Raw genomic sequence first — 25,050 nt, forward strand, 5'->3', positions numbered from 1 at the left:
CTCCGAGGCGATCGCCGGCACCGACACCCTGCGCGCCCGCAACGCCATCGTGCTGCCGGCGCTCGCCTGGGGCGAGAAGGACGGCACGGTGACCAATTCCGAGCGCCGGATCTCGCGCCAGCGCCCCTTCGTCGCGCCCAAGGGCGCCGCGGTGTTCCGCGACGGCGGCTACACCGCGGCGCACGAGACGATCGCCGGGCGGCGGGCCGCCCTCGTCTTCGACCACGGCCCGCTCGGCTACCTCGCCCTCGCGGCCCACGGCCACGCCGACGCCCTGGCGCTCTGGCTCACCCTCGACGACGAGCCGGTGCTGATCGATGCCGGTACCTACCTCTATCATTCCGGCCGCGGGCAGCGCACGCGGCTGCGCGAGAGTCTCGCGCACAATACATTATCCATAGGGGGGGCCTCGCAGAGCGTCGCGAGCGCCGGGTTCAGCTGGGCGAGCCGGGCCGACGCGGCGCTGGTCGCCGAGGAGGCCGGGCCGGACTGGTCGGTGACCGGCCAGCATGACGGCTACCTGCGCCGGTTCGGCACCGCCCATCGCCGCCGCCTCGCCCGCCGGCCGGACGGCTACCTCGTCGCCGACAGCCTGCCGGGGGCCCGTGCGCCGCTGCCGGTCGAGATCCGCTTCCTGCTGCCGCCGGGCCTCGCGCTGGCGCCCGGCGACCGGGGCGTCACCGTGACGGGATCCGTCACCGTGACGGGGTCCGTCACCGTGACCGGGGCGTCGGGTCCGCTCTGCCGCCTCGTGGCGCCGGACGGGTTCGAGACGCGGATCCACGCCGGCGGGGACGACGCGCCACCGCACTCGGCCGGGTTCGGGCACCTCGCGCCGGCAAAGGCCGTCGTCTTCGCCGGCCGGCTCGACCGGGACGAGGCCCTGACCCGGATCGAGATCCTGCCCCGGCCCTGAGCGCGCCGTCCCGCCCTCGCACGCCGGCGGCTGGTCCCGGGCTTGCGGAGACGGCGGCACGGGCGCGGCCTCCGGGCCGTCCCGTTCCAGGGCGGGACGGGATTGTCTCCGGCCCGTCCAGGAGCGAGACGCTGGTGGGAATCGCAATGATGGGTCGGATGGAGAGGTTCGTGGCCGCCACGCCGCAATTCGTCGCGCCGCCGCCTCCCCCGGCCGCCGTGATCGACCTGCGCGGGATCGTCGGGGTGTTCCGCACCCGCTGGCGCTGGATCGCCGTGCCGGTCGTGCTGGCCGGGGCTCTGGCCTTCGCGGTCGCGATGCTGATCCCGGCTCAGTACGACGCCACCGCCCGGGTGCTGCTCGACCCCCGCAACCTCCAGGTGCTCCAGAACGACCTCACTCCCGGCAGCACCACCGGCGAGGAATCGCTGCTCATCACCGAGAGCCAGGCGCAGATCGTGCGCTCCACCGACGTGCTGACCCGGGTGGTGCGCGCGCAGAACCTCGCCGCCGACCCGGATTTCGGCTCGCCCGAGCCCGGCCTGCTCGCGGTGCTGACCCGGCGCCTGATCGGGCCGCCGGCCCCCGCCCCGGGGGCGGGCGAGACGCCGGAGACGAAGGCGATCCGGGCCCTCGACCGGGCGCTGGCGGTGCGCCGCTCCGACAAGACCCTGATCGTCGAGATCGGCGTCGCCACCAGCGACGCCGACAAGTCGGCCCGGATCGCCAACGCGGTCGCCGACACCTTCCTGTCCGAGCTCGCCCGCACCCGGACCGCGGCGGCGACCCGGGCAACCGAGGCCCTCGACGGCCGGCTCGCGGAATTGCGCGGCCGGCTCCAGCGCAGCGAGGCCGCGGTCGAGAGCTACCGCCGCAGCAAGGACCTGATCGGGTCGGGCGGCGGCCGGCTCGTCGGCGAGCAGCAGCTCGGCGACCTCGCCAACCAGCTCGCCACCGCCCGCGCCCGCACCGCCGAGGCGAGCGCCCGGGTCGCCCAGGTCCAGCGCCTGCGGGCGGGGGGCGCGCTGCCGGACGGCACCACCGAGGCGGTCCAGTCGACGACCCTGGCGGGCCTGCGCGCCACCCTGGCCGAGGCCCTGCGCGTCCAGGCCGAGACCGCGCTCGTCTACGGCCCGCGCCACCCGGCCAATACCGGCATCGCTGAGCGGGTCCAGGCGGCGCGCCGGCAGCTCGACGACGAGCTCGGCCGCATCGCCAAGGCGGCGGCGGCCGATTACGAGCGCGCCCGCACCAGCGAGGCGATCCTCGACCGGCGCGTCGCGACGCTCAAGTCCGACGCGGCCACCGCCAACGCCGCCGGGGTGCAGCTGCGCGAGCTGGAGCGCGAGGCGAGCGCCAACCGCACCGTCTACGAGGCGTTCCTCAACCGCGCCCGCGACCTGCAGGAGCGCAACAGCCTCGACACCAGCAACGCCCGGCTCATCAAGGCGGCGGTGCCGCCGCTGACCAAGACCGGCACCTCGAAGGCGGTGATCCTCGCCGCCGGGCTCGTGGTCGGGCTGATGGTCGGCCTCGCCCTCGCGCTGCTGCGCGACCAGTTCGCGGCCCCCGGCCGGTGAGGCCGCGCGATGCCGGCGCTCCTCTCCGGCCGTGGCCGGCCCCCGGGCTCACGCCACGAGGCGGCCGGGGGGCGCCACCTCGGCGACCATCCGGGCGATCGTCGCGACGCTGCGGAAGCTCTGCGGGCCGAGATGGCTCGACGGGATCGTCAGGTCGAACTCGGCCTCGATCGCCAGCATCAGGTTGACGAGGTCGAGGGAGGTCAGCCCGGCCTCGGTCAGGAACGTGTCGGGCTCGACCCGGCGGTCGGCGCCCTTCTGGGCCAGGATGCCCTCCACCAGGGCGGTGATGCGGCCGGTGGCGTCGGCCGGGATGCTGTCGGTCATGGGGCGTCCTCGCGGTCAGGTCGGTGCCGGACCGGGCTAGGCGGCCCGTCCGGCGCGGTCAAAGGTTTAGACTGCTCAGACTTAATGTTTCGCGCACCACCCATCCCCGGATTTGCGGCAATGCTGCCGATTTTCCGGGATCCACATCATCAAGTCTTAGCGTCTGCTCGCCAGCCTGCGCCGCGGGGCCGCATGCCGGGTCGGGCGGGCGATCTCTTCGGCGATGCACGCGACGCGGCACGACAGGGCGGGAGGCCGGCATGACGATTCAACCCATCCACGCGGCGGAGGCCGGCGAGTCGGTCGCGGGCGATCCGGCCCTGCGGGCGCTGGTGGTGGCCGGCATCGCCGCGGCCGCCGCCGAGGCGGTCGACCGCGACGGCCGCTTCCCGGCCGAGGCGATCGCCGCCGCCAAGGCGCAGCGGCTGATGGGCCTCCTGGTGCCGCAGGCCCTCGGCGGCGAGGGGCGCTCGCTCGCCGAGGTGGCGGAGGTGGCCTACCGGCTCGGCCGCGCCTGCGCCTCCACCGCGATGATCTTCGCGATGCACCAGACCAAGGTCGCCTGCATCGTCGATCACGGCACGGGCTCGCCCTGGCACGCGGCCCTGCTGCGCCGGCTGTGCGACGAGCAGCTCCTCCTCGCCTCCTCGACCACGGAGGGGCAGGGCGGCGGCAACGTCCGCTCCAGCGCCGCCGCGATCGAGCCGGACGGCGAGTGCGTCACCCTCGACCGGGCCGCGAGCGTGATCTCCTACGGCGCCGAGGCCGACGGGGTCGTCACCACCGCCCGGCGCGCCCCCGACGCCCAGCCCTCCGACCAGGTGCTCGCGGTGCTGCTGCGCGAGGATTATTCTCTGGAGCGGGTGAGCGGCTGGGAGACCCTCGGCATGCGCGGCACCTGCAGCGCCGGCTTCCGGCTGCGCGCCCGGTTCCGGCCCGAGCAGGTCCTGCCCGAGCGCTACCCGGCGATCCACGCCGAGACGATGACCCCGGTCTCGCACATCCTGTGGTCGAGCGCCTGGGCCGGCATCGCCGCAGGCGCGGTGGAGCGGGCGCAGGCCTTCACCCGGCAGGCCGCCCGCGGGGCCGGGGGCCAGATGCCGCCGGGCGCGGTGCATTACGGCCGCGCGGTGTCGTCGCTCAAGACCCTGCGAGCGCTGGTCGCCGACGCGCTGTCACGCCACGCCGCCACCGCCGCCGACCCGCGCAGCCGCGCCGGCCTCGACTTCCAGACCGCCGTCACGATGCTGAAGGTCGAGGTGTCGGAACTCGCCGTGACCACGGTGGGCAGCGCGCTGCGCGCCTGCGGGCTCGCCGGCTACCGCCAGGACGGCCCGTTCAGCATCGGCCGGTCGCTGCGCGACATCCTGTCGGCGCCGATCATGATCCACAACGACCGCATCACCCAGAACCTCGCCACCACGGCCCTGCTCGCCACCGTGCCGGCCGGCCTCGCCGACTGACCGTTTCCACGCCCTCGCACGCTCGAAGAGACTCCACCGATGAACATGACGGTCCTGAACGCTCCCGCCCCGGCGCCGGCGCGCGATCCCCTCGACGGGCTGTTCGACGGCCTCTTCCGGCCGATGGACGCCGACGGCGTCTACGCCCGCACCGGGCATTACGAGGCGGTGGTCGAGGCGCTCCAGTCGCTGATCTCGCGCCAGCGCGAGGACGGCACCGAGATCTTCCGGTTCCCGCCGGTGATGAGCCGCCGGCACCTGGAGACCCACGGCTACCTCAAGAGCTTCCCCAACCTCCTCGGCTGCGTCTCGTGCCTGGAGGGCAGCGAGGCCGAGATCCGCGCCGCCGCCGACCGCCACGCCGCCGGCGGCGACTGGACGGCCTCGCTCGAGACCGCCGACCTCGTCCTGACCCCGGCGGCCTGCTACCCGGTCTACCCGATCGCCGCCGCCCGCGGGGCGGTGCCGGCGGAGGGCTACCGCTTCGACGTCGCCTGCGACTGCTTCCGGCGCGAGCCGTCCCGCGACCTCGACCGGCTGCAATCGTTCCGGATGCGCGAGTACGTCTGCGTCGGCAGCCCCGAGCAGATCCAGGCGTTCCGCGAGCGCTGGATCGTCAAGGCGACGGCGCTCGCCGACCGGCTCGGGCTCGCCTACGAGGTGGTGCAGGCGAGCGACCCGTTCTTCGGCCGGGTCGGGCAGATGATGGCGATGAGCCAGCTCGAACAGGCGCTGAAGTTCGAGCTGCTGGTGCCCCTGCGCGGCGAGGCCGCCGGCACCGCCTGCATGAGCTTCAACTACCACCGCGAGCATTTCGGCACGACCTGGAACCTGCGCGACGCGGCGGGCGAACCGGCCCATACCGGCTGCGTCGCCTTCGGCATCGACCGGCTCGCAGTGGCGCTGTTCGCCACCCACGGCCTCGACACGGCCGCGTGGCCGGCGGGCGTGCGCGAGGCGCTGGCGCCGTAGGCCGGCCCTGCTTCGAGGGTGCCGCCCGGTCCCTCCCCCCTCCGCGGGGGAGGGTGGCGAACGAAGTGAGCGCAGCGGGACGTAGTCCCGCCGAGAGGGGAACCCCGCTTCCGGAAAGGTCGCGACCTTGATGAAGGCGCACCCTGGATCAGCGTCGCGATCCCCTCTTGCGGGACTGTCGTCCCGGCCCGCCCCGCGCACGAGTGCTTCGCACTCGCAGCGGGGCACCCTCCCCCGCAGAGGGGGAGAGGGTTCGGGCGCGAGATACATAACCGCCTTCAACGGTCGCAACGCATGCCAGGACGCGACTCGGCCTCGCCCGTCCCGCTCACCGGCGCAGGGACCGTCGGCGGAGATCCGCCTGCGCCGCCTCCTCCTGCGCCTGCAACCGGGTGACGAACACCTTCGCGGCCCGGGTGATGTGCGAGCGGGCGAGGCGGTCGGCCTCGTCGGCGTCGCCGGCGGTCACCGCGTCGAGGATCGCCGCGTGCTCGTCCCACAGGGCCGACGGGGTGGTCTCGTCGCCGCGCAGCACCTCACCCATGATCCGCCGCAGGTAATGCCAGTGCGGCGCGGTCGTCTCGGCGATCAGCGGGTTGCCGGACAGGTCGTACAGGAAGCAGTGGAACGCCATGTCGGCGGCGATCTGCTGCGTGCGCGACCCGCCGGCGACCGCCGCGCGCCCGGCCTCGATCAGCGCCGCCCCCTCGGCCGCGGCCCGGGCGGGATCCCGCTCCGCCGCCATCCGGCAGGCCAGTCCCTCGAGGGCGGCGCGGATCTCGTAGAGGTTGCGCACGTATTCGGCGTCGGGCGCCGAGACGATCAGCCCGCGCCGGGGCGCGTCCTTCACCAGACCGTGGTTGCGCAGCAGCAGCAGCGCCTGCTGCACCGGCTGGCGCGACACGCCGTAGGCCTCGGCCAGCTCGTCCTGGATCAGGCGGGCGTTCGGGGCGAGCCGCCCCTCGATGATCTCCGACAGGATCGCCTCGTAGACCTGCTCGGCGAGCCGGGGCTGGACCGTCAGGATCGGAGTGGGACCGTCGCTTCTCACCATCGCCGCCAGATCAGGACCCGCCCCCGGGGCCGTACCGCCATCGGACCTGCTTAGTCGATGCGCCCGGCTTGTGCAAATTCCAAAAACGTGTACGGAGTTCGCATACCGAATTCAAATTGCAACGACCGGCGGGCCCACGAGCCCCCGGCGCGCGATTCGGCAAGGAGGAAACCCCATGACGTCCGTGTCCCGGCGCAGCATCCTCACGGCCGGCCTCGGCGCCGCGGCCGCCCTGGTCCCGGGACTCGGCGCCCCGGCCGTCCTGGCGCAGTCCGGCCCGGTCACGCTCAAGCTCGGCAACAACCTGCCGCCGTCGCACTCGGTCAACATCCGCCTGCGCGAGGCGGTGGCGGCCATCGCGGCCGAGACCAACAACGGCCTCGTCATCACGATCTTCCCGAGCAACCAGCTCGGCAGCGATTCCGACATGATGTCCCAGCTCCGCTCCGGCGCGCTGGAGATGGCGACGATGCCCGGCACGGTGCTGTCGACCCTGATCCCGCAGACCTCGCTCACCGGGCTGGGCTTCACCTTCACCGACTACGCCAAGGTCTGGGCCGCCATGGACGGCGAGGTCGGCGACCACATCCGCCGGGCGATCGAGAAGGCGAACCTCCAGCCCTTCGCGGCGGTGTGGGACAACGGCTTCCGCCAGATCACCACCAGCACCAGGCCGATTCACACCCCGGCCGACCTCAAGGGGTTCAAGATCCGGGTGCCGGTGGTGCCGCTCTGGGTCTCGATGTTCTCGGCGCTCGGCGCCGCCCCGACCAGCATTCCGCTGAGCGAGGCCTATTCGGCGCTCCAGACCCGGATCGCCGACGGCCAGGAGAACCCGCTGGCGCTGATCGACACGGCGAAGTTCTACGAGGTGCAGAAATACTGCTCGCTCACCAACCACGCCTGGGACGGGTTCTGGCTGCTGTCGGGCGGCAAGGTGTGGCGCACGATTCCGCCCGACCTGCAGGCGGTGATGGCCCGCCACCTCGACGCGGCGGCGCGCCAGCAGCGCGACGACATCGCGAAAGCCAATCTCGACCTCCAGCGCACGATCGAGGCCAAGGGCCTCGTCTTCAACCCGGTCGACGGCGCGCCCTTCCAGGCTAGGCTGAAGGAGGCCGGCTTCTACAGGCAGTGGCGCGAGCGGTTCGGCCCCGAGGCGTGGGGCCTGCTCCAGCGCTACGCCGGCGACGTCGGCTGACTAACTGTCTGACCTGGACGAGAAATCACTCCGCCCTTTTCCCGGACGACTGGAACGCAGTGGAAGGAGATCCGGGATCCAGCGCGAGGAGTGCCGCGAAGCGGCTCAGTCTGCCGGCACTGGTGCTGGGTACGGACGCTTCGCGACTGATCGTGCTGGATCCCGGATCTCCTTCCGCTGACGCTTCAGTCGTCCGGGACATGGGGCGGGTATCGACGGGCCGAATTCCGGCGACCGTCTGCCCCCTTCCCCGGACATCCCCATGACGACCTTCGATCCCGATTGCGCCGCCGCCGTCGTCGCCCGCTGCCTCAGGCGGCGCGGCGTGGCGCGGGTCTTCGCCCTGTGCGGCGGCCACATCATGCCGCTGTGGATGTGCCTCGACGCCGAGGGCATCGCCATCGTCGACGTGCGCGACGAGCGCGCGGCGGTCCACATGGCGCAGGCCCATGCCGAGCTGACCGGCGAACTCGGCGTCGCCCTGGTCACCGCGGGGCCGGGTGTCACCAACGCGATCACCGGCATCGCCAACGCCCACGTCTCGCGGGCGCCGGTGCTGGTCCTGTCCGGCACCAGCCCGCGGCCGCAGGAGAACCGCGGCGGGTTGCAGGATCTCGACCAGACCGCGCTCGTACGCGGCATCACCCGCTACGCCCGCACCGTGCGCGAGCCGGCCCTGGTGCCGGCCGAGCTCGACGAGGCGATCGCCCGGGCCTTCGGCGAGGGCGGCGAGCCGGGGCCGAGCTACATCGACTTCCCGGTCGACACCCTACGGGCGGTGGTGCCGCGGGCGGTGCAGCTCGACGAGCACCTGCGGACGAAGCGCCGGCCGGCGCCGCGGCCCGATCCCGAGGCGGTGGCGGAGGCCGTCGAGGTGCTGTGGTCGGCCCGGCGGGTGCTGGTGGTGTCGGGCCGCGGCGCCCGCGGCGCCGGCCCCGACCTCGTCGCGCTCCTCGACCGGCTCGGGGCGGTCTATCTCGACACCGGCGAGAGCCGCGGCCTCGTGCCCGACGAGCACCCCTCCGTCGTCGCGGCGATGCGCGGCGCGGTGATGGGCGACGCCCGCGGGCAACCGGCCGTCCGGCGTCGACCGCGCCTGGGCCGGGGCCCTGCGCGCCGCGCACGAGGAGCGGGCGGCCAAGCTGCGCCGGACCATGGCGGCGGCGCCCGCCGGGAGCGACGGGCGCCTGCACCCGAACCGGGTACTGGCCGCGCTCCAGGACGCAATCGGCGACGACGCGGTGGTGGTCACCGACGGCGGCGACTTCCTGAGCTTCGCCCGCGTCGGCCTGTCGGCCCGGCAGATGCTCGATCCCGGCCCGTTCGGCTGCATCGGCATCGGCGTGCCCTACGGCATCGCCGCGAGCCTCGCCTGCCCCGACCGGCCGGTGCTGGTGGCGACCGGCGACGGCGCCTTCGGCTTCAATGCCATCGAGGTCGACACCGCCGTGCGCCACAAGGCGCCGGTGCTGATCGTGGTCGCCAACAACGGCGCCTGGCAGATCGAGGTCCACGACCAGACCGTGACCCACGGACGTGTCGTCGGCACCCGGCTCCAGTTCGCCGACCACGCCGCGATGGCCCGCGCCTTCGGCATGCATGCCGAGCGGGTCGAGCGCGAGGCGGATCTCGGCCCCGCCATCGCCCGCGCGATGGCGAACCGCCCGGCGCTCCTCGACGTCGTGGTGACGCCCGAGGCCGTCTCCTCCGACGCCAAGACCGGGCTCGCCTGGGTGCCGGACCTCCAGCCGCTCGCCGCCTGGGACGAGGCCGAGCGCCGGTGGCGCGCCGGCACGACCCCGAGGAACTGAAGCCATGCGCGAGATGCTGACCATCGGACAGATGCTCTCGGTCCATGCCCGCCTGCGCGGCGAGAGCCTCGGCGCCCGCGACCTCGAACGGTCGCTCACCTTCCGGCAGTGGAACGACCGCGCCTGCCGCCTCGGCAACGCGCTGCGCGGCCTCGGGCTGGCCAAGGGCGAGCGGGTCGCGGTGCTGGCCTACAACTGCCTCGCCTGGGCCGAGATCTACGCCGCCACCGCCAAGGCCGGCCTCGTCGCGGTGCCGATCAACTTCCGGCTGATCGGCCCGGACATCCGCTACATCCTCGACGACGCCGAGGTCTCGGCGCTGATCGTGCAGGACGCGCTGTGCGACGGCATCGAGGAGATCCGCGACGACCTGAGCCTCCCCTCCGGCAACCTGATCTGGTTCGGCGACGGCCCGTGCCCGGCCGGCTACCGCGCCTACGAGGACCTGATCGCGGCGGGCGCCGCCACCGAGCCGCCGGACCCGGTCCTGCCCGAGGATCCGTGGGTGCTGATGTACACCTCGGGCACCACCGGCCGGCCGAAGGGGGTGATCCGCAGCCATCGCGGCGGCATCCTGCTCTCCCTCGTCACCGAGATCGAGCTCGGCATCCACCGCCACGACGACGCCCTTCTCGTCATGCCGATGTGCCACGCCAACTCGCTCTACTTCTTCGGCGCCTTCACGTATTGCGGCGCGGCGGTGACGATCTACTCGCGGCGCAGCTTCGACCCCGAGCACGGCGCCCGCACGCTGGCGACCAGCGGCGCGACCTTCAGCTCGCTGGTGCCGACGCACTACATCATGATGCTCGGCCTGCCGGCGGCGATCCGCGAGAGCCTCGACCTCGACCGCGTCACCCGGCTGATGATCTCGTCCGCGCCGGCCCGCCAGGAGACGAAGCGGGCGGTGATGGAGATGTTCCGCAAGTCCGGCCTCTACGAGCTGTACGGGTCGAGCGAGACCGGCTGGGTGACGATGCTGCACCCCCGCGACCAGTTCACCAAGCTCGGCTCGGTCGGGCGCGAATGCGTCGGGTCGGGCCCGATCCGCATCCTCGACGAGGCCGGCCACGAGGTCCCGGACGGGATGCCGGGCGAGCTCTATTCCAACACGCCCTACACCTTCGACGGCTACTGGAAGCTGCCCGGGAAGACCCGCGAGGCGTTCCGGGACGGGGCGTGCAGCGTCGGCGACATGGCCCGGCGCGACGCCGACGGCTACATCCACCTCGTCGACCGCAAGAGCAACATGATCATCTCGGGCGGCGAGAACATCTACCCGTCCGAGGTCGAGGCGCTGATCGGCGCGCATCCCGGCGTCAAGGACGTGGCGGTGGTCGGCCTGCCCGACGCGACCTGGGGCGAGCGCGTCCACGCGGTGGTGGTGCCCCATGCCGGCGCGGCGCCCGACGAGGCGGATCTGGCCGCGTGGTGCCGCGAGCGCATCGCCGGCTTCAAGCGCCCGCGCTCGTTCTCGTTCGTCCACGACGACGAGATGCCCCGCAACGCCACCGGCAAGGTGCTCTACCGGGTGCTGCGCGAGCAGATCGGGCGCGGGGGCTGAGGCCGCCCGTCCGGGCTTGACTCCGCGGCCCGGCATCCGGCGTTGAGGCGCAGCCCTCCTCCCCCTCGGATCCGATGAACGCCGTCCTCAACGCCGCGCTGCCGATCTTCGCGCTGATCCTCGTCGGGTTCCTGTGCGGGCGCTCGCCGAAATTCGGCCCGCAGATGACCGACAACCTCAACCGGTTCGCGGTCTACCTCGCCCTGCCGGCCTTGATGTTCCTCGCCATGGCGCGGATCACCCCGGATCAGGTGGCGCAGGTTGGCTTCGCGCTGGCGTTCCTCGGCGGCATCGCGGCGGCCTTCGCGGGCGGCTTCGCGGTGAGCCGCCTGCGCGGCGGCCGCCTCGCCCAGTCCAGCATTGAGGGGCTGGACGCCGGCTACAGCAATGTCGGCTTCATGGGCATCCCGCTCTGCCTCCTCGTCTTCGGCCCCGCGAGCCTGCCGGTGGCGGTGATCGCGACCTTGTTCACCGCCTGCGTGCTGTTCCTGTTCGCGATCGTGCTGATCGAGAGCGACCTCCAGGGCGGCACCGGCCGCGGCCGCACCGCCCGCAAGGTCGGGCGGGCGCTGCTCACGAACCCGCTGCTGATCGCTCCGGTGACCGGCCTCGCGGTCGGGTTGCTCGGCCTGCCGCTGCCGGCCCCGGCCGAGCGGGCGGCGCGGCTCCTCGGCGACGCCGCCTCGCCGGCGGCGCTGGTCTGCATCGGGCTTTTCCTGGCCCAGGAGCGGTTCGTGCTCACCGACCTGCGGGCGATCGGAACCCTCGTCGTCCTCAAGCTCGCGGTGCAGCCGGCGGTGACGGCGCTGCTCGCCTACGGCGTGTTCGACATGCCGCCGCTCTGGGCCCGGACGGCGGTGCTGCTCAGCGCCCTGCCGATCGGGTCGGGCCCGTTCACCCTGGCGAAGATCTACGACCTCGACGCCGGCGTCACCTCCGGCGCGATCCTGCTGTCGCACCTCGCCTCGATCGCGACCGTGTCGGCGCTGGTGGCGTGGCTGGGGTGAGGCGCGATCACGCCGTGCGCAGCACCGGCACCGCCTCCTCCGCGGACGGACGCAGGGCAGCGCGCCGGACCGCCTCGGCCTCCTGGCACAGGGTGGCGGCGAGAAGCCGGGCCCGCTCCGCCCACAGGTCGCGCTCGCGCATCGCCGCGGCGACCTGCGCCTCGCCGGCCGCCAGCGCGATGCGCAGGTCGTCGAGTTCGTCGCGCAGGGCGGTGGTGCGCTGGCGCTCCTCGGCCAGGGCGGCGCGCAGCACGCCGAGGGCGGGGCTCGCCGCCGGGGCGGCCGCCGGCTCGGCGGGCTGCGGCCGGGGCGCCGGGGCGGGTTCCGGGGCGGCGCGGAGCCGGGCCGCGTCGAGATCCGCCACCACCGCGACGGCGGCCGGGGCGGCCGGGGTGCCCTCCTCGTCGAGCACCAGGGTGTGCAGCATCGAGAACACCGCGTCGCCGTCGAGGCGGGTGAGATCGAACCCGCTCTCGGCCGCCAGCCCGCTCCAGAGCTGCTGCCCGCGCGGCGAGCGGCCGACGAAGGCCATCGACCAGTCCGGGAAGCCGCGGCTCTCCGCCGGGCCGCATTGCAGCACCGTGACCTCGCCGTGGCGCAGGTCGCGCTGGATCCGCTCGAAGGTCAGCTCGACCGCGTCCCGCGGCCCCTCCAGCACCTGCGCGAAGGCGCCGCCGTTGAACAGCAGCGCCCCGGTGATGCCGGCCGGACCGTTGTTGCGCCGCGACGCGTCGAGGATCTGGTCGACCGCTCCGGCCGGGTCGTCGTCCGGGCCGAGCAGGTTCTTGCTCGCGTAGACGAGCCGGTAGAGGTCGCTGCCGGCGAGGATCATGGCGGTCTCCTGGGCGCCGCCTCGGCGGCGGACGGGGTCTCGGGAACGGACGCTGGCCTCAGCGGCCGGCGAGCAGGCCGACGAGGTCGGCAACAGGGAGCGGGCGGCTGACGAGGTAGCCCTGCACCTCGGTGCAGCCCTCGGCGCGGATGCGCCGCATCTGGTCCTCGGTCTCGACGCCCTCGGCCACGGTGGTCATGCCGAGGCTGCGGCCGAGCCCCGCGATGGCGCGGATGATCGCCTCGCCGTCGGGCCGCTTGGCCATGTCGTGCACGAACGAGCGGTCGATCTTGATCTTGTCGAACGGGAACGAGCGCAGGTAGCTCAGGCTCGAATAGCCGGTGCCGAAATCGTCCATCGACACCCGCACGCCGAGCTCGCGCAGCCGGTAGAGCGTGTGCAGGGTGCGCTCGTTCTCCTGCAGCAGCACGCCCTCGGTGATCTCGATCTCGAGCCGCCCGGCCGGGAGGTCGGCGTTCGACAGGGCCGAGATGACGGTCTCGACCAGCCGGTCGCTCTTGAACTGCGCCGGAGACACGTTCACCGCGACCGAGACCGGCGCCGGCCACGCTGCGGCGTCCCGGCAGGCCTGGCGGATCACCCACTCGCCGATCGGCACGATCAGGCCGATCTCCTCGGCCAGCGGGATGAAGTCGCCCGGCGGCACCGTTCCGCGCTCGGGATGCTGCCAGCGGATCAGCGCCTCGCAGCCGACGAGCCGGTCGGTCTCGAGGTTGAGCTGCGGCTGGTAGTGGAGCTGGAACTCGCGCCGGGCCAGCGCCTGCCGCATGTCGAGTTCGAGCCGGCGCCGGGCCTGCATGCGCTCGTCCATGGCGGGCTCGAAGAAGCGGAAGGTCCCGCGCCCGTCGAGCTTGGCCCGGTAGAGGGCGAGGTCGGCGTTCTTGAGGACCCGCTCGGCGTCGTCGCCGTCGGCGGGGGCGAGCGCGATGCCGACGCTGGCGCCGATCGTCAGGAGCTGGCCGTCGATCATGTAGGTCCGGCCGAGCAGGTCGACGATCCGGCGGGCGAGGGCCTGGACCGGCCCGGTGTCGCGCAGGCCCGCCCGCAGCACCACGAACTCGTCGCCGCCGATCCGGGCGACGGTGTCGCCCTCGCCCGCCGTCGAGCGCAGCCGGTCGGCGACCTTCTCCAGCAGCCGGTCGCCGGTCGGGTGGCCGAGCGTGTCGTTGACCGGCTTGAAGCGGTCGAGGTCGATGAACAGCACGGCGCAGCCCTCGCCGGTCCGCCGCAGCCGGTCGAGGGCGCCGTCGAGGCGCTCGCGCAGGTGGAGCCGGTTCGCCAGCCCGGTGAGCGGGTCGAGGCGGGCCTGTTCCGCCGCGTCGGACTCGGCGGCCCGGCGATGGGTCACGTCCTCGATCGCCGCCGCCCAGCCCTCGCCCGGGACCGGCCAGCACTCGACCATCACCGTCCGCTCGCCGCAGCGCGTCTCGAACAGCGCCGCCTCGGTGCGGCCGCGGGCGCGGCGCAGCCGGCCGAACAGCTCCGGCCGGGTCAGCCCGGTCCCGTCCCGCAGCAGGCGCAGCCAGCCGGCGACCGAACCGGGCCCGGGCCGGCCGAGGATCCGCTCCGCCGGCGCCGTGCAGACGGGGGCGCCGCCGCCGAGCAGGACGAGGCCCTGCCGCGCCGAGGCGAGGGAGCGCAGGATCCGCCCCTCGCCGGCGGCCTCCCCGGCCGCGGCCGGGATCGGTCCGGACCTCACAACGGTGCTGGATCGCGCGAGCATGAGGGAGGCCCGGTGGCAGGAGGGAGCGGGACGGATCGGGAGACGGCCGATGCTGGCCGGGAATGGTGAATCGAACGCGAACGTCGCCCGGCCCACGCCCCGGAACCCACGGGTTTCGACACGTTCAGGTTGTGCCGACCCAGCCCGCGGGATGTAGGCCGGCCCTGGCGGCGGGTCCACGGAGCGGGGCCGGATCGCGGTCCGCATCCTTAACGGCGTCTGCACCGGCGCGGGGACATCTCCGGCGCGCGGCATCGGCCGCCAGACGTGTAAAGCGGGAGCGATCGTCCGTGCCGCCGTCCCCGCCGTCCGACACCCGCATGAACACGCCCATGAAAACACGCCCATGAAGCCGCGCAGTCCCAGCCCGGGCCGTCCGCCCGCCGCCGCCCTGGAGAGCCGGGAGGCGCACCTGTTCGCGGTGGCGACGGCCGAGTTCCTCGCCCACGGCTACGGCGGGGCGAGCCTCGCGCGCATCGCCCGCACGGCGCGGATCTCCGCCAAGACGATCTACGCCCGCTACGCCAACAAGGAGGCGCTGCTCCTGGCGGTGGTGCACCGTCTCGTGGCGGAATCCCGGGCGGAGGTGGAGGAGGCGCTCGGCCGGCCGGACGCCGCGCCGGAGGAGGTGCTGACCGCGGTGGCGCTGCGGATCGCCGAGCACTGGATCTCGCCGCTCGAACTCGGCCTCTACCGCCTCGTGATCGCCGACGCGCCCCGCTTCCCGGAACTGGCCAGGACGTACCTCGCCGGCGTCGCGCGCCACCGCGCCCTGCTCGCCGGCTATCTCGACCGGCTGTCCCGCCGGTCGGTCCTCGCGATCGACGACGCCGACCTCGCGGTCGCGCATTTCTCCGGCCTGACCACCGAGGCCATCCGCAACCGCGCGCTGCTCGGCCTGCCGCCCGGCCGCGACGAGATCCGCCGGATCGTCGGGCGCGGCGTGGCGGCGTTCCTGCGGGCCTACGGCGCGGGCGCCGGGCCGGCGAGCGGCTGAGGGAGGGCCAGTTCAGCCCCGCCGACCCGGGACGGCGCCTCCGCGCTCGCGGTCGAACAGCGCCCGGCAGGCGGGGGAGAGGTTGTCGCGTTGGGACTGCATGCAGGCGATGATCCGCGGACGGTCGGGGATCGCGTTGAGGCACAGGCGCATCACGTCGGCGCCGCAGACGCGGTTGCGCTCCTCGTCGCTGCTCTGGGCGTTCGCGCCTGCCGGGAGCAGGAACAGGGTCGCGAGGGCCGCAATCAGGGTGCGCATCGGCACGATTCCCTTGGTCTGGGCTCCGTCGGCGCGAACGCCGCCCGGGCCGGTCTGGAGGATGGAGGATGGATCGCGGTCGGGCGGTGCCGATTGGCACGCCCGACCGGTCGGGGAAAGACGCCGGGACCTGCGACCTTTCGCAGTCCGCGGAGCCGGCGGCCGCATCACCGGGCGGCGCCCACCGGCGCCTCGACGGCGAGCCGCAGCCGGCGCGGCCCGCGCAGGGAGGCGCCGGGCCGGTAGGGCGGCGGGTCGTCGAGCAGGCGCAGGCGCGGCAGCCGCCGCACGATCGCGGTCAGCGCCACCTCGGCCTCGATGCGCGCCAGCGGGGCGCCGACGCAGTAGTGCAGCCCGCCGCCGAAGCCGAGATGGCGGTTGTCCTCGCGGTCGGGGTCGAAGCGGTCGGGATCGCGGAACCGGGCCGGGTCGCGGTTGCCGGCGGCGAGCAGCAGCACCACCGGCGCGCCCTCCGGGATCGTCGCGTCCCCGAGCCCGATGTCGGCCAGAGCGAGGCGGGTGCGGTAGTGGACCGGCGGCTCGTAGCGCAGCAGCTCCTCGATCAGGCGCGGGGCGATCTCCGGTTCGCGGCGCAGGCGCTCGGCGTGCTCGGGGAAGCGCAGCAGGGTGAGGATCCCGTTGGTGATGAGGTTGACCGTCGTCTCATGGCCGGCGACGAGCAGCAGCACCGCGGTGGCGACGAGGTCGTAGTCGTTCATCCGCTCGCCGTCACGGCCGGCGGCCAGCCCCGACAGCATGTCGTCGCGGGGCGAGGCCCGCCGCTCCCGGATCAGTCCGCGCAGGTAGTCGGAGATCGCGGTGAACGCCGCCTCGTTGCGGGCGGCGTTGGCCGCGTCGGTGCGCTGGTTCGGTTCGAGGGCGGTGGCGAGCTGGGTCGCCCAGCCCTGGAAGCGCGGCTCGTCCTCCCGCGGCACCCCGAGCAGGTCGCAGATCACCGTCACGGGCAGCGGGTACGAGACGTCCTCGACGAGGTCGAACGCGGCGCGTCCCTCCAGCCGGTCGAGCAGCGCGCCGGTGATCGCCTCGGTCTCGCGCCGCATCCGCCGCACCCGCCCGGGCGAGAATTCCCGCATGACGTGCCGGCGCAGGAGGTCGTGGTCGGGCGGGTCGCGGAAGATGAACGGGCGGTGGCGGGCGACGATCCGGCTGCGGATCGGCCGCACCAGGAGATCCTGGATCGGGTGGCCGGTCCAGCGGAACAGCGGCGGGTCGGGCAGGTCCTCCGAGCTGATGCGCGGGTCGTGGAGCAGGCGCGCGATCGCCGCGTGGGAGCTGACCACCCAGGTGCCGTCGTCCTGCCGGCTGACCGGCGACCGGCGCAGGGCCTCGTAGAGCGGATAGGGGTCGGCGCGATGAGCCGGGTCGAGCACCTGGGCGAAGAGCGTGGGGCTCACGGGATGGCTCCGGCGGGAGGAGGCGGGGTGCCGTCAGGCGGTGGCGAGGGGGTGGGGGGCGAAGCCGGGCTGGTCGAGGGCGCCGGTGAAGGGCGGGAACGGCGCGCCCTCGGCGATGGCGGCCCGGTAGGCCGGCAGCCAGCGGGCCGAGTCGACCGACACCGCCGCGACGGTGCGCTCGCCCGCGCCGTAGATGCCGACGAAGCGGCGCTCGCGCAGCGTGCCCTGGACCACGGCGAAGCGGTCGGCCCCGTCCGGTACCCCGACGAGCTTGACCGTCAGCCCGTAGAGGTGCGACCAGAAATCCGGCAGGTGGTCGTGGCGGGCGAGGGGACCGCCCGCCGCCGCCATGTTGCGGGCGGCGACCCGGCCCTGGGCCACCGCGTTGCCCCAGTGCTCGACCGCGAGCCGCGCGCCGCCGTAGACCGCGCTCGGCCACTGCGCCACGTCGCCGGCGGCGAACACGTCCGGCACGACCCGGCCGTCGGGGGTCAACGCCCGGCACTCCGCGTCAACCCGCACGCCCGCGTCCGAGACCGCCAGCCCGGCGCCGGCGAGCCACTCGACGTTGCGCACGGCGCCGAGCGCCACCAGGACGCACCCGGTCTCGATGCGCCGGCCTTCGTCGAGACGCACCACGGCGGTCTCGCCACCGGCGGCCTCGATACCGTCGATCCCGCGATCGGTGAGCAGGTCGACGCCCGCCCCGCGGGCGACCTCGGCCACCATCGCGCCGACGGCGTCCCCGAGGGCCTGGACGAGGGGGACCGTCTCCCGCACCACCTGCGTGACGTCGAGGCCCATGGCGCGGATGCTCGCCGCCGCCTCGCAGCCGATGAACCCGCCGCCGACGACCACGACCCGGCGCGGCCGGTCCGCCAGACGCGCGCCGAGGCGCTCGGCGTCCCGGCGGGTGCGCAGGGTGTGGAGCGGGCCCGATCCGGGGTCGCCGGGCCACGGCCGCGCCCGGGTCCCGGTGGCGATCAGCACGCGGTCGTAGGCGATGGTCCCGCCGTCGGCGAGCACGACGCGGCGGGCCCGCGGATCCAGCCCGGCCGCCGCCGTACCGAGGCGGAACCGCAGGTCGAGGTCGGGCCGGCACGGCAGGGTGGTGTCCGGGCCGCAGCGCCCGCGCAGGACCTGCTTGGACAGGGGAGGGCGGTCGTAGGGTCTCTCGGGCTCGTCGCCGACCAGGACGATCTCGCCGGAAAAGCCCTCCTCGCGCAGGGCCTGCGCCGCCGAGAGCCCGCACAGGGAGGCGCCGACGACGACGATACGGCGGGGCGGGGAACCGGCCGCCACGCTCACGCCGCCCCGGGGGCGGCGTCGGGGAAAGCGGTGATCGCCCGCACCGGGCAGGCCTGCACCGCCCGCTCAATCTCGGCCCGCGCCGCGTCGCCGGGAGCGGGGTCGTAGACCAGCACCTCGGCGCCTTCGAGGGCGAAGTGGTCGGGCGCGGCGTAGACGCATTGCGCGTAGGCCTGACAGCGGTTCAGGTCGACCACGACCTTCATGGCATCGGGTTCCTCTCCGGAACGAACGGGCGGCCGGATCCCCGCCCGGCTCGTGAACGGATAAAGGAACATGTCAGTTCCTTTTTGCCGCGCCGCAGGACGGCGGGACGGCGTCCGATGCGATTCTCGATCGATCGCTTCGCGATGCGGAAATCGTATGATCCGGTGGCGGGGCGATTTGTTCCGGGCCTGCGTCCTGCAACGGACCGGCCCGCACGATCGCGTCCCGTGGTCTCCGGCCCGTCTCGCCCCCCGAGGAATCGTCTCGTCGACGAGGTCGCAAGCGTGATCGCACAGGATGACGCAGTCGCGGATCGGCGGACGCCACCGGTTTCGTTGGGTCAGACCGGTCGCCGGATACAGTGAGACGACACCGGCCGACGGGCGTTAGCATGGATTTAACGGTGAATGCCGATAACCGCCCGCATGCGAGCCGCCCCGAGACAGGCTCACCCTCGGTTGGTCCGCTTGCGCGTGGGAGAGCAGTCAGTGTCGGAGGCCGATATCGCCGCCCCGGAGCGGGCCGGCCCGCAAGGACCGGGCGAAGGCGAATCGGGCGACGAGACCTCGTTCCCGGCCCTGTCCCGCCTGCTCGCGCTCGCCACCCACCTGTTCGACGTTCCCGCCGTCCTCGTGTCGCTGACCGGACCGGACGGGCAGGTCGTGCGCGTCGCGCACGGTCCCGCCATCCCCGCGGCCGAGGCGTGCGACGGTCTCCGCCACCCGCCCGTCGCCGGGGACGGGGTCGACGTCGTCCTCGATGCGGCGGCGGAGGGGCGCCGGCCCGGGCGCGCGCCGGCCTTCCGCTTCACGGCCGCCGTGCCGCTGCGTGCACCGGACGGGCCGGCGCTCGGCTCCCTGCGGATCGCCGACCCGCGGCCGCGGGCCGCCTTCCCGGCTGCGGACCGTGCGACCCTGCGCGATCTGTCGGTCCTCGTTCTCGATCATCTGGAACTGCACCGGTCCGCGCTGTCCCGGCGCGCGACCGAGGAGCATCTCCTGCGCCTCGCCCGGCTCGACCCGCTCACCGGGCTGCCCGACCGGTCCGCCCTGCGCGGGAGCCTCGACGGCCTGCTGGCGGGCGACCGGCCGGCTTCCGTGCTGGTTCTCGATCTCGACGGCTTCAAGGAGGTCAACGACGCCCTCGGGCGCGGAGCCGGCGACGCGGTGCTGCGGCTCGTCGCCGAGCGCCTGCTCGGCGGCACCGGCGGAGCCGGCACGGTCGCCCGGCTCGGCGGCGACGAGTTCGCGATCCTGCTGGCGGATGCCGGCGAGACCGAGGCGGACGCGATGGCGGCGGCGCTGACGCGGGCCTTCTCCGAACCGTTCCTGCACGACGGCCACGTCCTGCATCTCGGCACCAGCATCGGCATCGCGCTCCATCAGGCGAAGGCCGAGGGGCGGCACTGCCACCGCGTCTACCGGCCGGCCCTGCGCGAGGCGCAGCAGCAGGTGCGGCGCCTGCGCGGCGCGCTGCACGACGCGGTCCGGCGCGGCGAGTTCGTGCTGTTCTACCAGCCGCAGGTCTCGCTCGCCGACGGCAGCCTCGTCGGGGCGGAGGCGCTGCTGCGCTGGCGGCATCCCCGCGACGGCCTGCTGGCGCCGGCGGCGTTCCTGGCGACGCTCGAGAGCAGTTCGTGCGCGGCGGAGGTCGGCGACTGGGTGCTGGATCAGGCCTGCCGGCAGGCGGTGCGCTGGCGGGCCCGGGGCGCGCCGGGCTTCCGCATCGGCGTGAACCTGTCGGCGGCGCAGTTCCAGCGCGGCGACCTCGCCGAGACGGTGGCCCGGACCCTGGTGCGCACGGGCCTGCCGCCGGCCGGTCTCGAACTGGAGATCACCGAGACCATCGTCCTGCGCCACGACGACGTCGCCCTCGCGCCGCTCGCCCGCCTGCGCGCCCTCGGGGTCGGGATCGCCTTCGACGATTACGGGACCGGCTACGCCTCGCTGAGCCTGCTCAAGCGCTACCCGCTGACGCGGCTGAAGATCGACCGCTCCTTCGTGACCGGCATGACGTCCTCGCGCCGGGACGAGACCATCGTGCGGGCGATCCTGCAGCTCGGGCACGGCTTCAAGCTCGACGTCATCGCCGAGGGGATCGAGACCGAGCGGGAGCACGCCCGCCTGCGGGCGAAGGGCTGCCGGGAGGGGCAGGGGTTCCTGTTCGGCCGGCCGATGCCGGCCGAGGCGTTCGCGGCCCGGTACGGCCTCGACGGGGGCACGCCCGTCCCGGCCGCGGCGCAGTAGCCCGGGGCGCTCAGAACCCCGGCGCGTCGCCCGCGCCACCCTCTCCGGCCGCGAGCCCGAGATGGGGCAGCAGCCGGCACAGGGTCTCGTCGGACAACGGGTCGAGGAAGCGGACGCCGACCCGGTCGGAGTCCCGCCAGCGGATCTCGACCGGATGGGCCTGGCCGCCCTGTTCGAGAAACAGGTCGAACCGCTCGGGCGGCGCCGCGCCGTCGGGAAACGACACGCAGGCGCCGTCGTCCGAGAGGTTGTGCAGGAAGCACAGGATGGCGGGCGCGGCGGTGCGGTCGAGCTTCGCCCGGCTGGTGAGGAGCGCCTGGATCCGGACCGGTCTCGGGAGCGTGGTCATGGCGCAGCCTGCTGGCATCCGGGGGCCCGGGCGGCACCGCCCCAGGGCCGGCCCCGGCCCGCCGTCATCTCACGTCGGCCGGCCGGGATCCAGGCCGCCCGTTCGGGCTATGACCTTCGGCGGCGGTGGCAAAGATTGCGCAGGGCGCGGGAGGACGACGCGGGGCCATCGCTTCAGCGATTGTCCTGCGGTCGCCCGCAGGGCGACGCTGCATGCCGGGCGCGAGGAGCGCCCCGCGGAGCGGGTTCGAGGGGACGAATGTCCCCTCGAACACAGAGCGGAGCGAGAGCCAAGTGAGCGGATGCGAACGCCGGCGCCTGAGGCGGAGCAAAACACCAGGGCAATCGCTCTGAAGCGATTGCCCTGGACGACGACGCGGGCAGGATTGCCGCACCCGTCGCAACCGTTACTCTGGGGCGGGACCTCGTGCGCGACCGGCCGGCCGGTGCACGCGGGGCGTTCCGTCTCGACGCCCAACAAACAAAAGCGATCACCTAGGGAGAGACCGATGGGCAAGTCCATGCTGGCAGCGCTGCTGCTGTCAGTCTCGGCGGGCGCGGCGATGGCCGGTCCGACCGTCAAGATCGGCGTGATGAACGACCGGTCCGGCGTCTACGCCGACGCGACCGGGCAGGGCTCGGTCGTCGCCGCCGAGATGGCGGTGGCGGATTACGCCAAGAGCCTCGGGCTCACCGTCGAGGTGGTCTCGGCCGACCACCAGAACAAGGCCGATGTCGGCGCCTCGATCGCCCGGCAATGGTACGACCGCGACAAGGTCGACGCGATCTTCGACGTGCCGACCTCGTCGGTGGGGCTCGCGGTGAATCAGGTCTCGCGGGAGAAGAGCAAGGCGTTCATCAATTCCGGCGCGGCGACCGCGGACCTGACCGGGGCGCAATGCGCCCCCTACACGATCCACTGGACCTACGACACCTACTCGCAGGCCAACGGGACGGCCGGCGCCCTGACGCGCCGGGGCGGCGACACCTGGTTCTTCCTCACCGCCGACTACGCCTTCGGCCACGCGATGGAGCGCGACGCGCGCCAGACCGTGCTGAAGGACGGCGGCAAGGTCGTGGGTGCGGTGCGCACGCCGTTCCCGGCGACCGACTTCTCGTCGTTCCTGCTCCAGGCGCAGGCATCGAAGGCCAAGGTGATCGGGCTCGCCAACGCCGCCGGCGACACCGCCAACGCGATCAAGCAGGCGGGCGAGTTCGGCATCGTCGAGGGCGGCCAGAACCTCGCCGCGCTGCTGATCTTCATCGGCGAGATCCGGGCGCTCGGCCCCAAGGCGGCCCAGGGCCTGATCCTCACCGAAGGGTTCTACTGGGACCTCAACGACGCGACACGGGCGTTCTCGAAGCGGTTCGGCGAGCGGCTGAGCGGGCGGATGCCCAACATGATCCAGGCCGGGGTCTATTCCAGCCTCGTCCACTACATGAAGGGTGTCGCGGCGACGCAGTCCACCGACGCGGCCAAGGTCGTCGAGTGGATGAAGGCGAACCCGACCGACGACCCGCTGTTCGGCAAGGGCACGATCCGGGCCGACGGCCGCAAGATGCACGACATGTACCTGTTCGAGGTCAAGAAGCCCTCCGAGTCGAAGAGCGAGTGGGACCTCTACAAGGTGCTGGCGACGATCCCGGCCGAGAAGGCGTTCCGGCCGATCGCCGAGGGCGGCTGCCCGCTGGTCAACAAGAGCTGAGGTCGCTCCGGCCCGGCGGGCATGCCCGCCGGGTGCCGGACAGACGAAAGGTCCCGTCGATCGTCCGGGCCCCGTCATGGATTTGTCAAGGAATGGTGAGCGCACCGGGGCTCGAACCTAGAGCACCTCACGATCGCGCTGCAATCGCGAAGCTCTCTAGGTCTTTGATTTTGCCGCATTTTCTTCGACGAACCGGTATCCACTTCGTCGGAAAATGCTCTAGGACCCGCTGATTGAGAGGCTCAACCAAGTATCTGGAAAATATGGAAGCCGTTGGAGAACTCGCGGTCAGCGAGAGGCGGTGCGATTCAGGACGCGCAGTTGCGCGACCTTGCGGGACTTCGACAGGCCGTCGCGGTTGTAGCGGCTCGTCGTCGCCGTCGTGGTGTGGGTGGCGGCGCGCCGGAGGTGGTCGAGATCGGCGCCCGCGTCCGAACCCTTGGTGATGCCGCCGGCGCGGGCATCCATGCACCACACGCTGTCGGGCACGCCCGCGGCCCGGGCGCCGTCGCGCCACGCCTCGCGGAAGTGGCGGGCGCGCCAGGGCCGGCCGGTCGATTCGCACACGATCATCGGCCCGATCCGCGACAGGCTCGGCCGGTGCACCAGCTCCTCGACCACCATCGGCATCGCGAGCACGCCCCGCGCCATGGACGACCTTGTCCCGACCCCGCCGAGCCTGCCGCCGCCCACGGTCGATCCCGTGCAGGTCGCAGCCCTCGCCAGGGCCGCCGCCCTCATCGTCGGCGACCTCCTCGCCAAGGGGCGGAGCCCGCCCGGCGGCTCCGCCGACATCGAGGCGACGGTGCGCAAATGCGTCGTCGAGTTCTTCAAGCCGCTCGGCTTCGACCTCGACGACGAGGACGACTTCAAGCGCCTGCGCGCCACGCTCGAGTTCGCCGACCGCCGCCGCACGTTCTGGGAGCGGGCGCAGACGACCGGCTGGAACGCGATCTGTTCGGCGATCAGGCTCGGCATGCTGACGCTCGCCCTCGAATACCTGAGGCGGGGCAAATGAGCGCCGCCGATCTCGACCGCGCGGCCGAGGCCGCGCTCGCCTCGGCGATCACGGAGGGCGGCGACCTGATGGCGGGGTTCGCGCTCCTGTGCGCGAGCGTCCGGATGGGGGACGTCGAGGGGGAGACGTACACGCGGGCGCTGGAGCGCGTGGCGTGCCGGCACTTCGGCGATTGCTGCACGGCGGTCGCGCTCTGCGCCTCGGTGGAGGAGTGAGGATGCAGCCGCCTCGCAACCCGCCGCTCGCCGAGATCGCCCGCCGGCCGATGCTGCGCCCGCACGTCGTCGCCGACCCGGATCCGGTGCTCGTCTACACCGACCACCAGGGGCGCCTGCAAGCAGTGGTCTTGACCTTGATCGACCTTGCCCACCTCGCGCTGTCGATCGCCGAGGTGCAGGCGGTCGCGGCGCCAGCGCGGGTGGCAGACAGTTCGAGCGAGCTGGGAATCAAAGCGGATCTCGCAGCTTCCCGTATCGGAGCAGGCGGCTACGACACCTGACGCTCGGTATTTTCTTCGCTGGGGCCCTCATCGCGGCCAAATCTTTCTCGCGTTTCCTTCCACCTACGGCGAGATGTCAGAGAGCAGAAGCTCATCAGATACTTCCTCGGCGAGACGTCTCAACAATTCATTCTGCAAGTGTGATTTTGTAATCATATCCTGCAAATACTGAATGTGCTGAACGCGGCCGAGCGTCCTAATGACAGGGATTCCAATCAAATCTTCGTTTGATGATGACTCATCTATTATCAGCAGGTAAGTATATAATTGCAATAAATTTCTAATTTTGAATATAATACGCACACGACCACAATACAAATGCTATCTTTATTCCTTGCATACACTGGTAATTTCTATGCTAGAATACTTTCTCGCGCCCCTAGGAAAAGTTTTCAATTTTTATTCGTCAATAAATCATGTCTTTAAATATTGCAATAATGCAAAATTCCAATTCGGGGGTACGAAAATTTATCTTTGTCGTCCATGCAACAATATTTGAAAGTAAAAATTGCTCCAAGTGCGTTATCTTTCATGCATAAATCCTAATGTGATAGCTTGCCTGAGTAATTTGACCAGC

Annotated in this window: 24 protein-coding genes and 1 pseudogene; 15 read left to right on the forward strand and 10 right to left on the reverse strand. The window is 72.7% G+C overall.

Annotation, left to right across the window (positions count from 1 at the left end):
- The coding region (locus tag EOE48_RS19330; protein WP_148239790.1) for a heparinase II/III family protein at positions 1–916 on the forward strand (916 nt) is incomplete at its 5' end.
- A 158-nt stretch (positions 917–1,074) separates the two neighbouring features.
- Positions 1,075–2,496 carry a GumC family protein gene (locus tag EOE48_RS19335; protein ID WP_187371482.1) on the forward strand — a complete coding sequence of 474 codons (1,422 nt, stop codon included), beginning with the start codon at positions 1,075–1,077 and terminating at the stop codon, positions 2,494–2,496.
- A 48-nt stretch (positions 2,497–2,544) separates the two neighbouring features.
- Here the strand turns inward: EOE48_RS19335 and EOE48_RS19340 are convergent, their stop codons facing one another.
- Positions 2,545–2,823 carry a phosphopantetheine-binding protein gene (locus tag EOE48_RS19340; protein ID WP_127732183.1) on the reverse strand — a complete coding sequence of 93 codons (279 nt, stop codon included), beginning with the start codon at positions 2,821–2,823 and terminating at the stop codon, positions 2,545–2,547.
- Positions 2,824–3,083: 260 nt separating this feature from the next.
- On the opposite strand from EOE48_RS19340, the gene EOE48_RS19345 reads away from it, so the two are divergent.
- Positions 3,084–4,286: an acyl-CoA dehydrogenase family protein gene (locus tag EOE48_RS19345; protein ID WP_127732185.1), complete on the forward strand. Its 1,203-nt coding sequence runs from the start codon at positions 3,084–3,086 to the stop codon at positions 4,284–4,286.
- A 39-nt stretch (positions 4,287–4,325) separates the two neighbouring features.
- Positions 4,326–5,258 carry an amino acid--[acyl-carrier-protein] ligase gene (locus EOE48_RS19350; protein WP_127732187.1) on the forward strand — a complete coding sequence of 311 codons (933 nt, stop codon included), beginning with the start codon at positions 4,326–4,328 and terminating at the stop codon, positions 5,256–5,258.
- 328 nt (positions 5,259–5,586) lie between these two features.
- Here EOE48_RS19350 and EOE48_RS19355 read toward each other — a convergent pair whose 3' ends face one another.
- The gene (locus EOE48_RS19355) at positions 5,587–6,312 is read right to left on the reverse strand and encodes a GntR family transcriptional regulator (protein WP_127732189.1); all 726 of its coding nucleotides are present in this window, start codon (positions 6,310–6,312) and stop codon (positions 5,587–5,589) included.
- 175 nt (positions 6,313–6,487) lie between these two features.
- On the opposite strand from EOE48_RS19355, the gene EOE48_RS19360 reads away from it, so the two are divergent.
- The 5 genes and pseudogenes from EOE48_RS19360 to EOE48_RS19375 all read left to right on the forward strand — a co-directional run bounded on the left by EOE48_RS19360 (position 6,488) and on the right by EOE48_RS19375 (position 11,895).
- A complete protein-coding gene (locus EOE48_RS19360; RefSeq protein WP_127732191.1) occupies positions 6,488–7,513 on the forward strand; it encodes a TRAP transporter substrate-binding protein in 1,026 nt (341 codons plus the stop codon).
- Positions 7,514–7,775: 262 nt separating this feature from the next.
- Positions 7,776–8,504, forward strand: a pseudogene (locus EOE48_RS29955) (thiamine pyrophosphate-binding protein); the annotation flags it as partial.
- Between the two features lie 163 nt (positions 8,505–8,667).
- Positions 8,668–9,324: a thiamine pyrophosphate-dependent enzyme gene (locus EOE48_RS29960; protein ID WP_246154609.1), complete on the forward strand. Its 657-nt coding sequence runs from the start codon at positions 8,668–8,670 to the stop codon at positions 9,322–9,324.
- Positions 9,325–9,328: 4 nt separating this feature from the next.
- Positions 9,329–10,888: a class I adenylate-forming enzyme family protein gene (locus EOE48_RS19370; protein WP_127732193.1), complete on the forward strand. Its 1,560-nt coding sequence runs from the start codon at positions 9,329–9,331 to the stop codon at positions 10,886–10,888.
- A 74-nt stretch (positions 10,889–10,962) separates the two neighbouring features.
- Positions 10,963–11,895, forward strand: a complete 933-nt coding sequence (locus tag EOE48_RS19375) for an AEC family transporter (RefSeq protein ID WP_127732195.1) — start codon at positions 10,963–10,965, stop codon at positions 11,893–11,895.
- 7 nt (positions 11,896–11,902) lie between these two features.
- On the opposite strand, the gene EOE48_RS19380 is transcribed toward EOE48_RS19375, so the two are convergent.
- On the reverse strand, positions 11,903–12,727 hold the full coding sequence (locus EOE48_RS19380) for a BLUF domain-containing protein (RefSeq protein ID WP_127732197.1): 825 nt from the start codon (positions 12,725–12,727) through the stop codon (positions 11,903–11,905).
- A gap of 58 nt (positions 12,728–12,785) precedes the next feature.
- Complete coding sequence (locus EOE48_RS19390; RefSeq protein ID WP_127732199.1) at positions 12,786–14,471, reverse strand: putative bifunctional diguanylate cyclase/phosphodiesterase; 1,686 nt, start codon at positions 14,469–14,471, stop codon at positions 12,786–12,788.
- 346 nt (positions 14,472–14,817) lie between these two features.
- Between EOE48_RS19390 and EOE48_RS19395 the strand changes: the two genes are divergently transcribed.
- Positions 14,818–15,468 (forward strand): TetR/AcrR family transcriptional regulator, encoded by a 651-nt coding sequence (locus EOE48_RS19395; protein ID WP_127732201.1) that lies wholly within the window; start codon positions 14,818–14,820, stop codon positions 15,466–15,468.
- A 12-nt stretch (positions 15,469–15,480) separates the two neighbouring features.
- On the opposite strand, the gene EOE48_RS19400 is transcribed toward EOE48_RS19395, so the two are convergent.
- The 4 genes from EOE48_RS19400 to EOE48_RS19415 all read right to left on the reverse strand — a co-directional run bounded on the left by EOE48_RS19400 (position 15,481) and on the right by EOE48_RS19415 (position 18,655).
- On the reverse strand, positions 15,481–15,726 hold the full coding sequence (locus tag EOE48_RS19400; RefSeq protein ID WP_127732203.1) for a hypothetical protein: 246 nt from the start codon (positions 15,724–15,726) through the stop codon (positions 15,481–15,483).
- Positions 15,727–15,893: 167 nt separating this feature from the next.
- Positions 15,894–17,141, reverse strand: a complete 1,248-nt coding sequence (locus tag EOE48_RS19405) for a cytochrome P450 (RefSeq protein ID WP_127732205.1) — start codon at positions 17,139–17,141, stop codon at positions 15,894–15,896.
- A gap of 33 nt (positions 17,142–17,174) precedes the next feature.
- Complete coding sequence (locus EOE48_RS19410) at positions 17,175–18,443, reverse strand: NAD(P)/FAD-dependent oxidoreductase (protein WP_127732207.1); 1,269 nt, start codon at positions 18,441–18,443, stop codon at positions 17,175–17,177.
- A 2-nt stretch (positions 18,444–18,445) separates the two neighbouring features.
- Positions 18,446–18,655, reverse strand: a complete 210-nt coding sequence (locus EOE48_RS19415) for a ferredoxin (protein ID WP_127732209.1) — start codon at positions 18,653–18,655, stop codon at positions 18,446–18,448.
- A gap of 489 nt (positions 18,656–19,144) precedes the next feature.
- On the opposite strand from EOE48_RS19415, the gene EOE48_RS19420 reads away from it, so the two are divergent.
- A complete protein-coding gene (locus EOE48_RS19420) occupies positions 19,145–20,902 on the forward strand; it encodes a putative bifunctional diguanylate cyclase/phosphodiesterase (protein ID WP_187371483.1) in 1,758 nt (585 codons plus the stop codon).
- A gap of 10 nt (positions 20,903–20,912) precedes the next feature.
- On the opposite strand, the gene EOE48_RS19425 is transcribed toward EOE48_RS19420, so the two are convergent.
- Entirely contained in the window at positions 20,913–21,251 is a 339-nt protein-coding gene (locus tag EOE48_RS19425; RefSeq protein ID WP_187371484.1) for a PilZ domain-containing protein, read from the reverse strand.
- A gap of 508 nt (positions 21,252–21,759) precedes the next feature.
- Between EOE48_RS19425 and EOE48_RS19430 the strand changes: the two genes are divergently transcribed.
- Entirely contained in the window at positions 21,760–22,956 is a 1,197-nt protein-coding gene (locus EOE48_RS19430; protein ID WP_246154611.1) for an ABC transporter substrate-binding protein, read from the forward strand.
- A gap of 288 nt (positions 22,957–23,244) precedes the next feature.
- On the opposite strand, the gene EOE48_RS19435 is transcribed toward EOE48_RS19430, so the two are convergent.
- Complete coding sequence (locus EOE48_RS19435; RefSeq protein WP_127732215.1) at positions 23,245–23,607, reverse strand: hypothetical protein; 363 nt, start codon at positions 23,605–23,607, stop codon at positions 23,245–23,247.
- On the opposite strand from EOE48_RS19435, the gene EOE48_RS19440 reads away from it, so the two are divergent.
- Genes EOE48_RS19440 through EOE48_RS19450 form a run of 3 tightly spaced genes read left to right on the forward strand, consistent with a single transcriptional unit; the run spans position 23,606 to position 24,473 of the window.
- Positions 23,606–23,974, forward strand: a complete 369-nt coding sequence (locus tag EOE48_RS19440) for a hypothetical protein (RefSeq protein ID WP_127732217.1) — start codon at positions 23,606–23,608, stop codon at positions 23,972–23,974. The two genes, EOE48_RS19435 and EOE48_RS19440, sit on opposite strands and share 2 nt — an antisense overlap.
- Positions 23,971–24,189: a hypothetical protein gene (locus tag EOE48_RS19445; protein WP_127732219.1), complete on the forward strand. Its 219-nt coding sequence runs from the start codon at positions 23,971–23,973 to the stop codon at positions 24,187–24,189. Before EOE48_RS19440 ends, EOE48_RS19445 begins: the two co-directional genes overlap by 4 nt.
- 2 nt (positions 24,190–24,191) lie before the next feature.
- Positions 24,192–24,473 carry a hypothetical protein gene (locus tag EOE48_RS19450; protein ID WP_127732221.1) on the forward strand — a complete coding sequence of 94 codons (282 nt, stop codon included), beginning with the start codon at positions 24,192–24,194 and terminating at the stop codon, positions 24,471–24,473.
- The last annotated feature ends 577 nt before the right edge of the window (positions 24,474–25,050 follow it).

Source organism: Methylobacterium oryzihabitans, assembly GCF_004004555.2.
GTDB classification, from domain to species: Bacteria; Pseudomonadota; Alphaproteobacteria; order Rhizobiales; family Beijerinckiaceae; genus Methylobacterium; species Methylobacterium oryzihabitans.

Excerpts from the sequence above, each read along its gene's own strand:
- EOE48_RS19335 (WP_187371482.1), top strand. The coding sequence starts at position 1,075 with ATGGAGAGGTTCGTGGCCGCCACGCCGCAATTCGTCGCGCCGCCGCCT.
- EOE48_RS19340 (WP_127732183.1), bottom strand. The coding sequence starts at position 2,823 with ATGACCGACAGCATCCCGGCCGACGCCACCGGCCGCATCACCGCCCTG.
- EOE48_RS19345 (WP_127732185.1), top strand. The coding sequence starts at position 3,084 with ATGACGATTCAACCCATCCACGCGGCGGAGGCCGGCGAGTCGGTCGCG.
- EOE48_RS19350 (WP_127732187.1), top strand. The coding sequence starts at position 4,326 with ATGAACATGACGGTCCTGAACGCTCCCGCCCCGGCGCCGGCGCGCGAT.
- EOE48_RS19355 (WP_127732189.1), bottom strand. The coding sequence starts at position 6,312 with ATGGTGAGAAGCGACGGTCCCACTCCGATCCTGACGGTCCAGCCCCGG.
- EOE48_RS19360 (WP_127732191.1), top strand. The coding sequence starts at position 6,488 with ATGACGTCCGTGTCCCGGCGCAGCATCCTCACGGCCGGCCTCGGCGCC.
- EOE48_RS29960 (WP_246154609.1), top strand. The coding sequence starts at position 8,668 with ATGGCGGCGGCGCCCGCCGGGAGCGACGGGCGCCTGCACCCGAACCGG.
- EOE48_RS19370 (WP_127732193.1), top strand. The coding sequence starts at position 9,329 with ATGCGCGAGATGCTGACCATCGGACAGATGCTCTCGGTCCATGCCCGC.
- EOE48_RS19375 (WP_127732195.1), top strand. The coding sequence starts at position 10,963 with ATGAACGCCGTCCTCAACGCCGCGCTGCCGATCTTCGCGCTGATCCTC.
- EOE48_RS19380 (WP_127732197.1), bottom strand. The coding sequence starts at position 12,727 with ATGATCCTCGCCGGCAGCGACCTCTACCGGCTCGTCTACGCGAGCAAG.
- EOE48_RS19390 (WP_127732199.1), bottom strand. The coding sequence starts at position 14,471 with ATGCTCGCGCGATCCAGCACCGTTGTGAGGTCCGGACCGATCCCGGCC.
- EOE48_RS19395 (WP_127732201.1), top strand. The coding sequence starts at position 14,818 with ATGAAGCCGCGCAGTCCCAGCCCGGGCCGTCCGCCCGCCGCCGCCCTG.
- EOE48_RS19400 (WP_127732203.1), bottom strand. The coding sequence starts at position 15,726 with ATGCGCACCCTGATTGCGGCCCTCGCGACCCTGTTCCTGCTCCCGGCA.
- EOE48_RS19415 (WP_127732209.1), bottom strand. The coding sequence starts at position 18,655 with ATGAAGGTCGTGGTCGACCTGAACCGCTGTCAGGCCTACGCGCAATGC.
- EOE48_RS19425 (WP_187371484.1), bottom strand. The coding sequence starts at position 21,251 with ATGACCACGCTCCCGAGACCGGTCCGGATCCAGGCGCTCCTCACCAGC.
- EOE48_RS19430 (WP_246154611.1), top strand. The coding sequence starts at position 21,760 with ATGGGCAAGTCCATGCTGGCAGCGCTGCTGCTGTCAGTCTCGGCGGGC.
- EOE48_RS19440 (WP_127732217.1), top strand. The coding sequence starts at position 23,606 with ATGGACGACCTTGTCCCGACCCCGCCGAGCCTGCCGCCGCCCACGGTC.
- EOE48_RS19435 (WP_127732215.1), bottom strand. The coding sequence starts at position 23,607 with ATGGCGCGGGGCGTGCTCGCGATGCCGATGGTGGTCGAGGAGCTGGTG.
- EOE48_RS19445 (WP_127732219.1), top strand. The coding sequence starts at position 23,971 with ATGAGCGCCGCCGATCTCGACCGCGCGGCCGAGGCCGCGCTCGCCTCG.
- EOE48_RS19450 (WP_127732221.1), top strand. The coding sequence starts at position 24,192 with ATGCAGCCGCCTCGCAACCCGCCGCTCGCCGAGATCGCCCGCCGGCCG.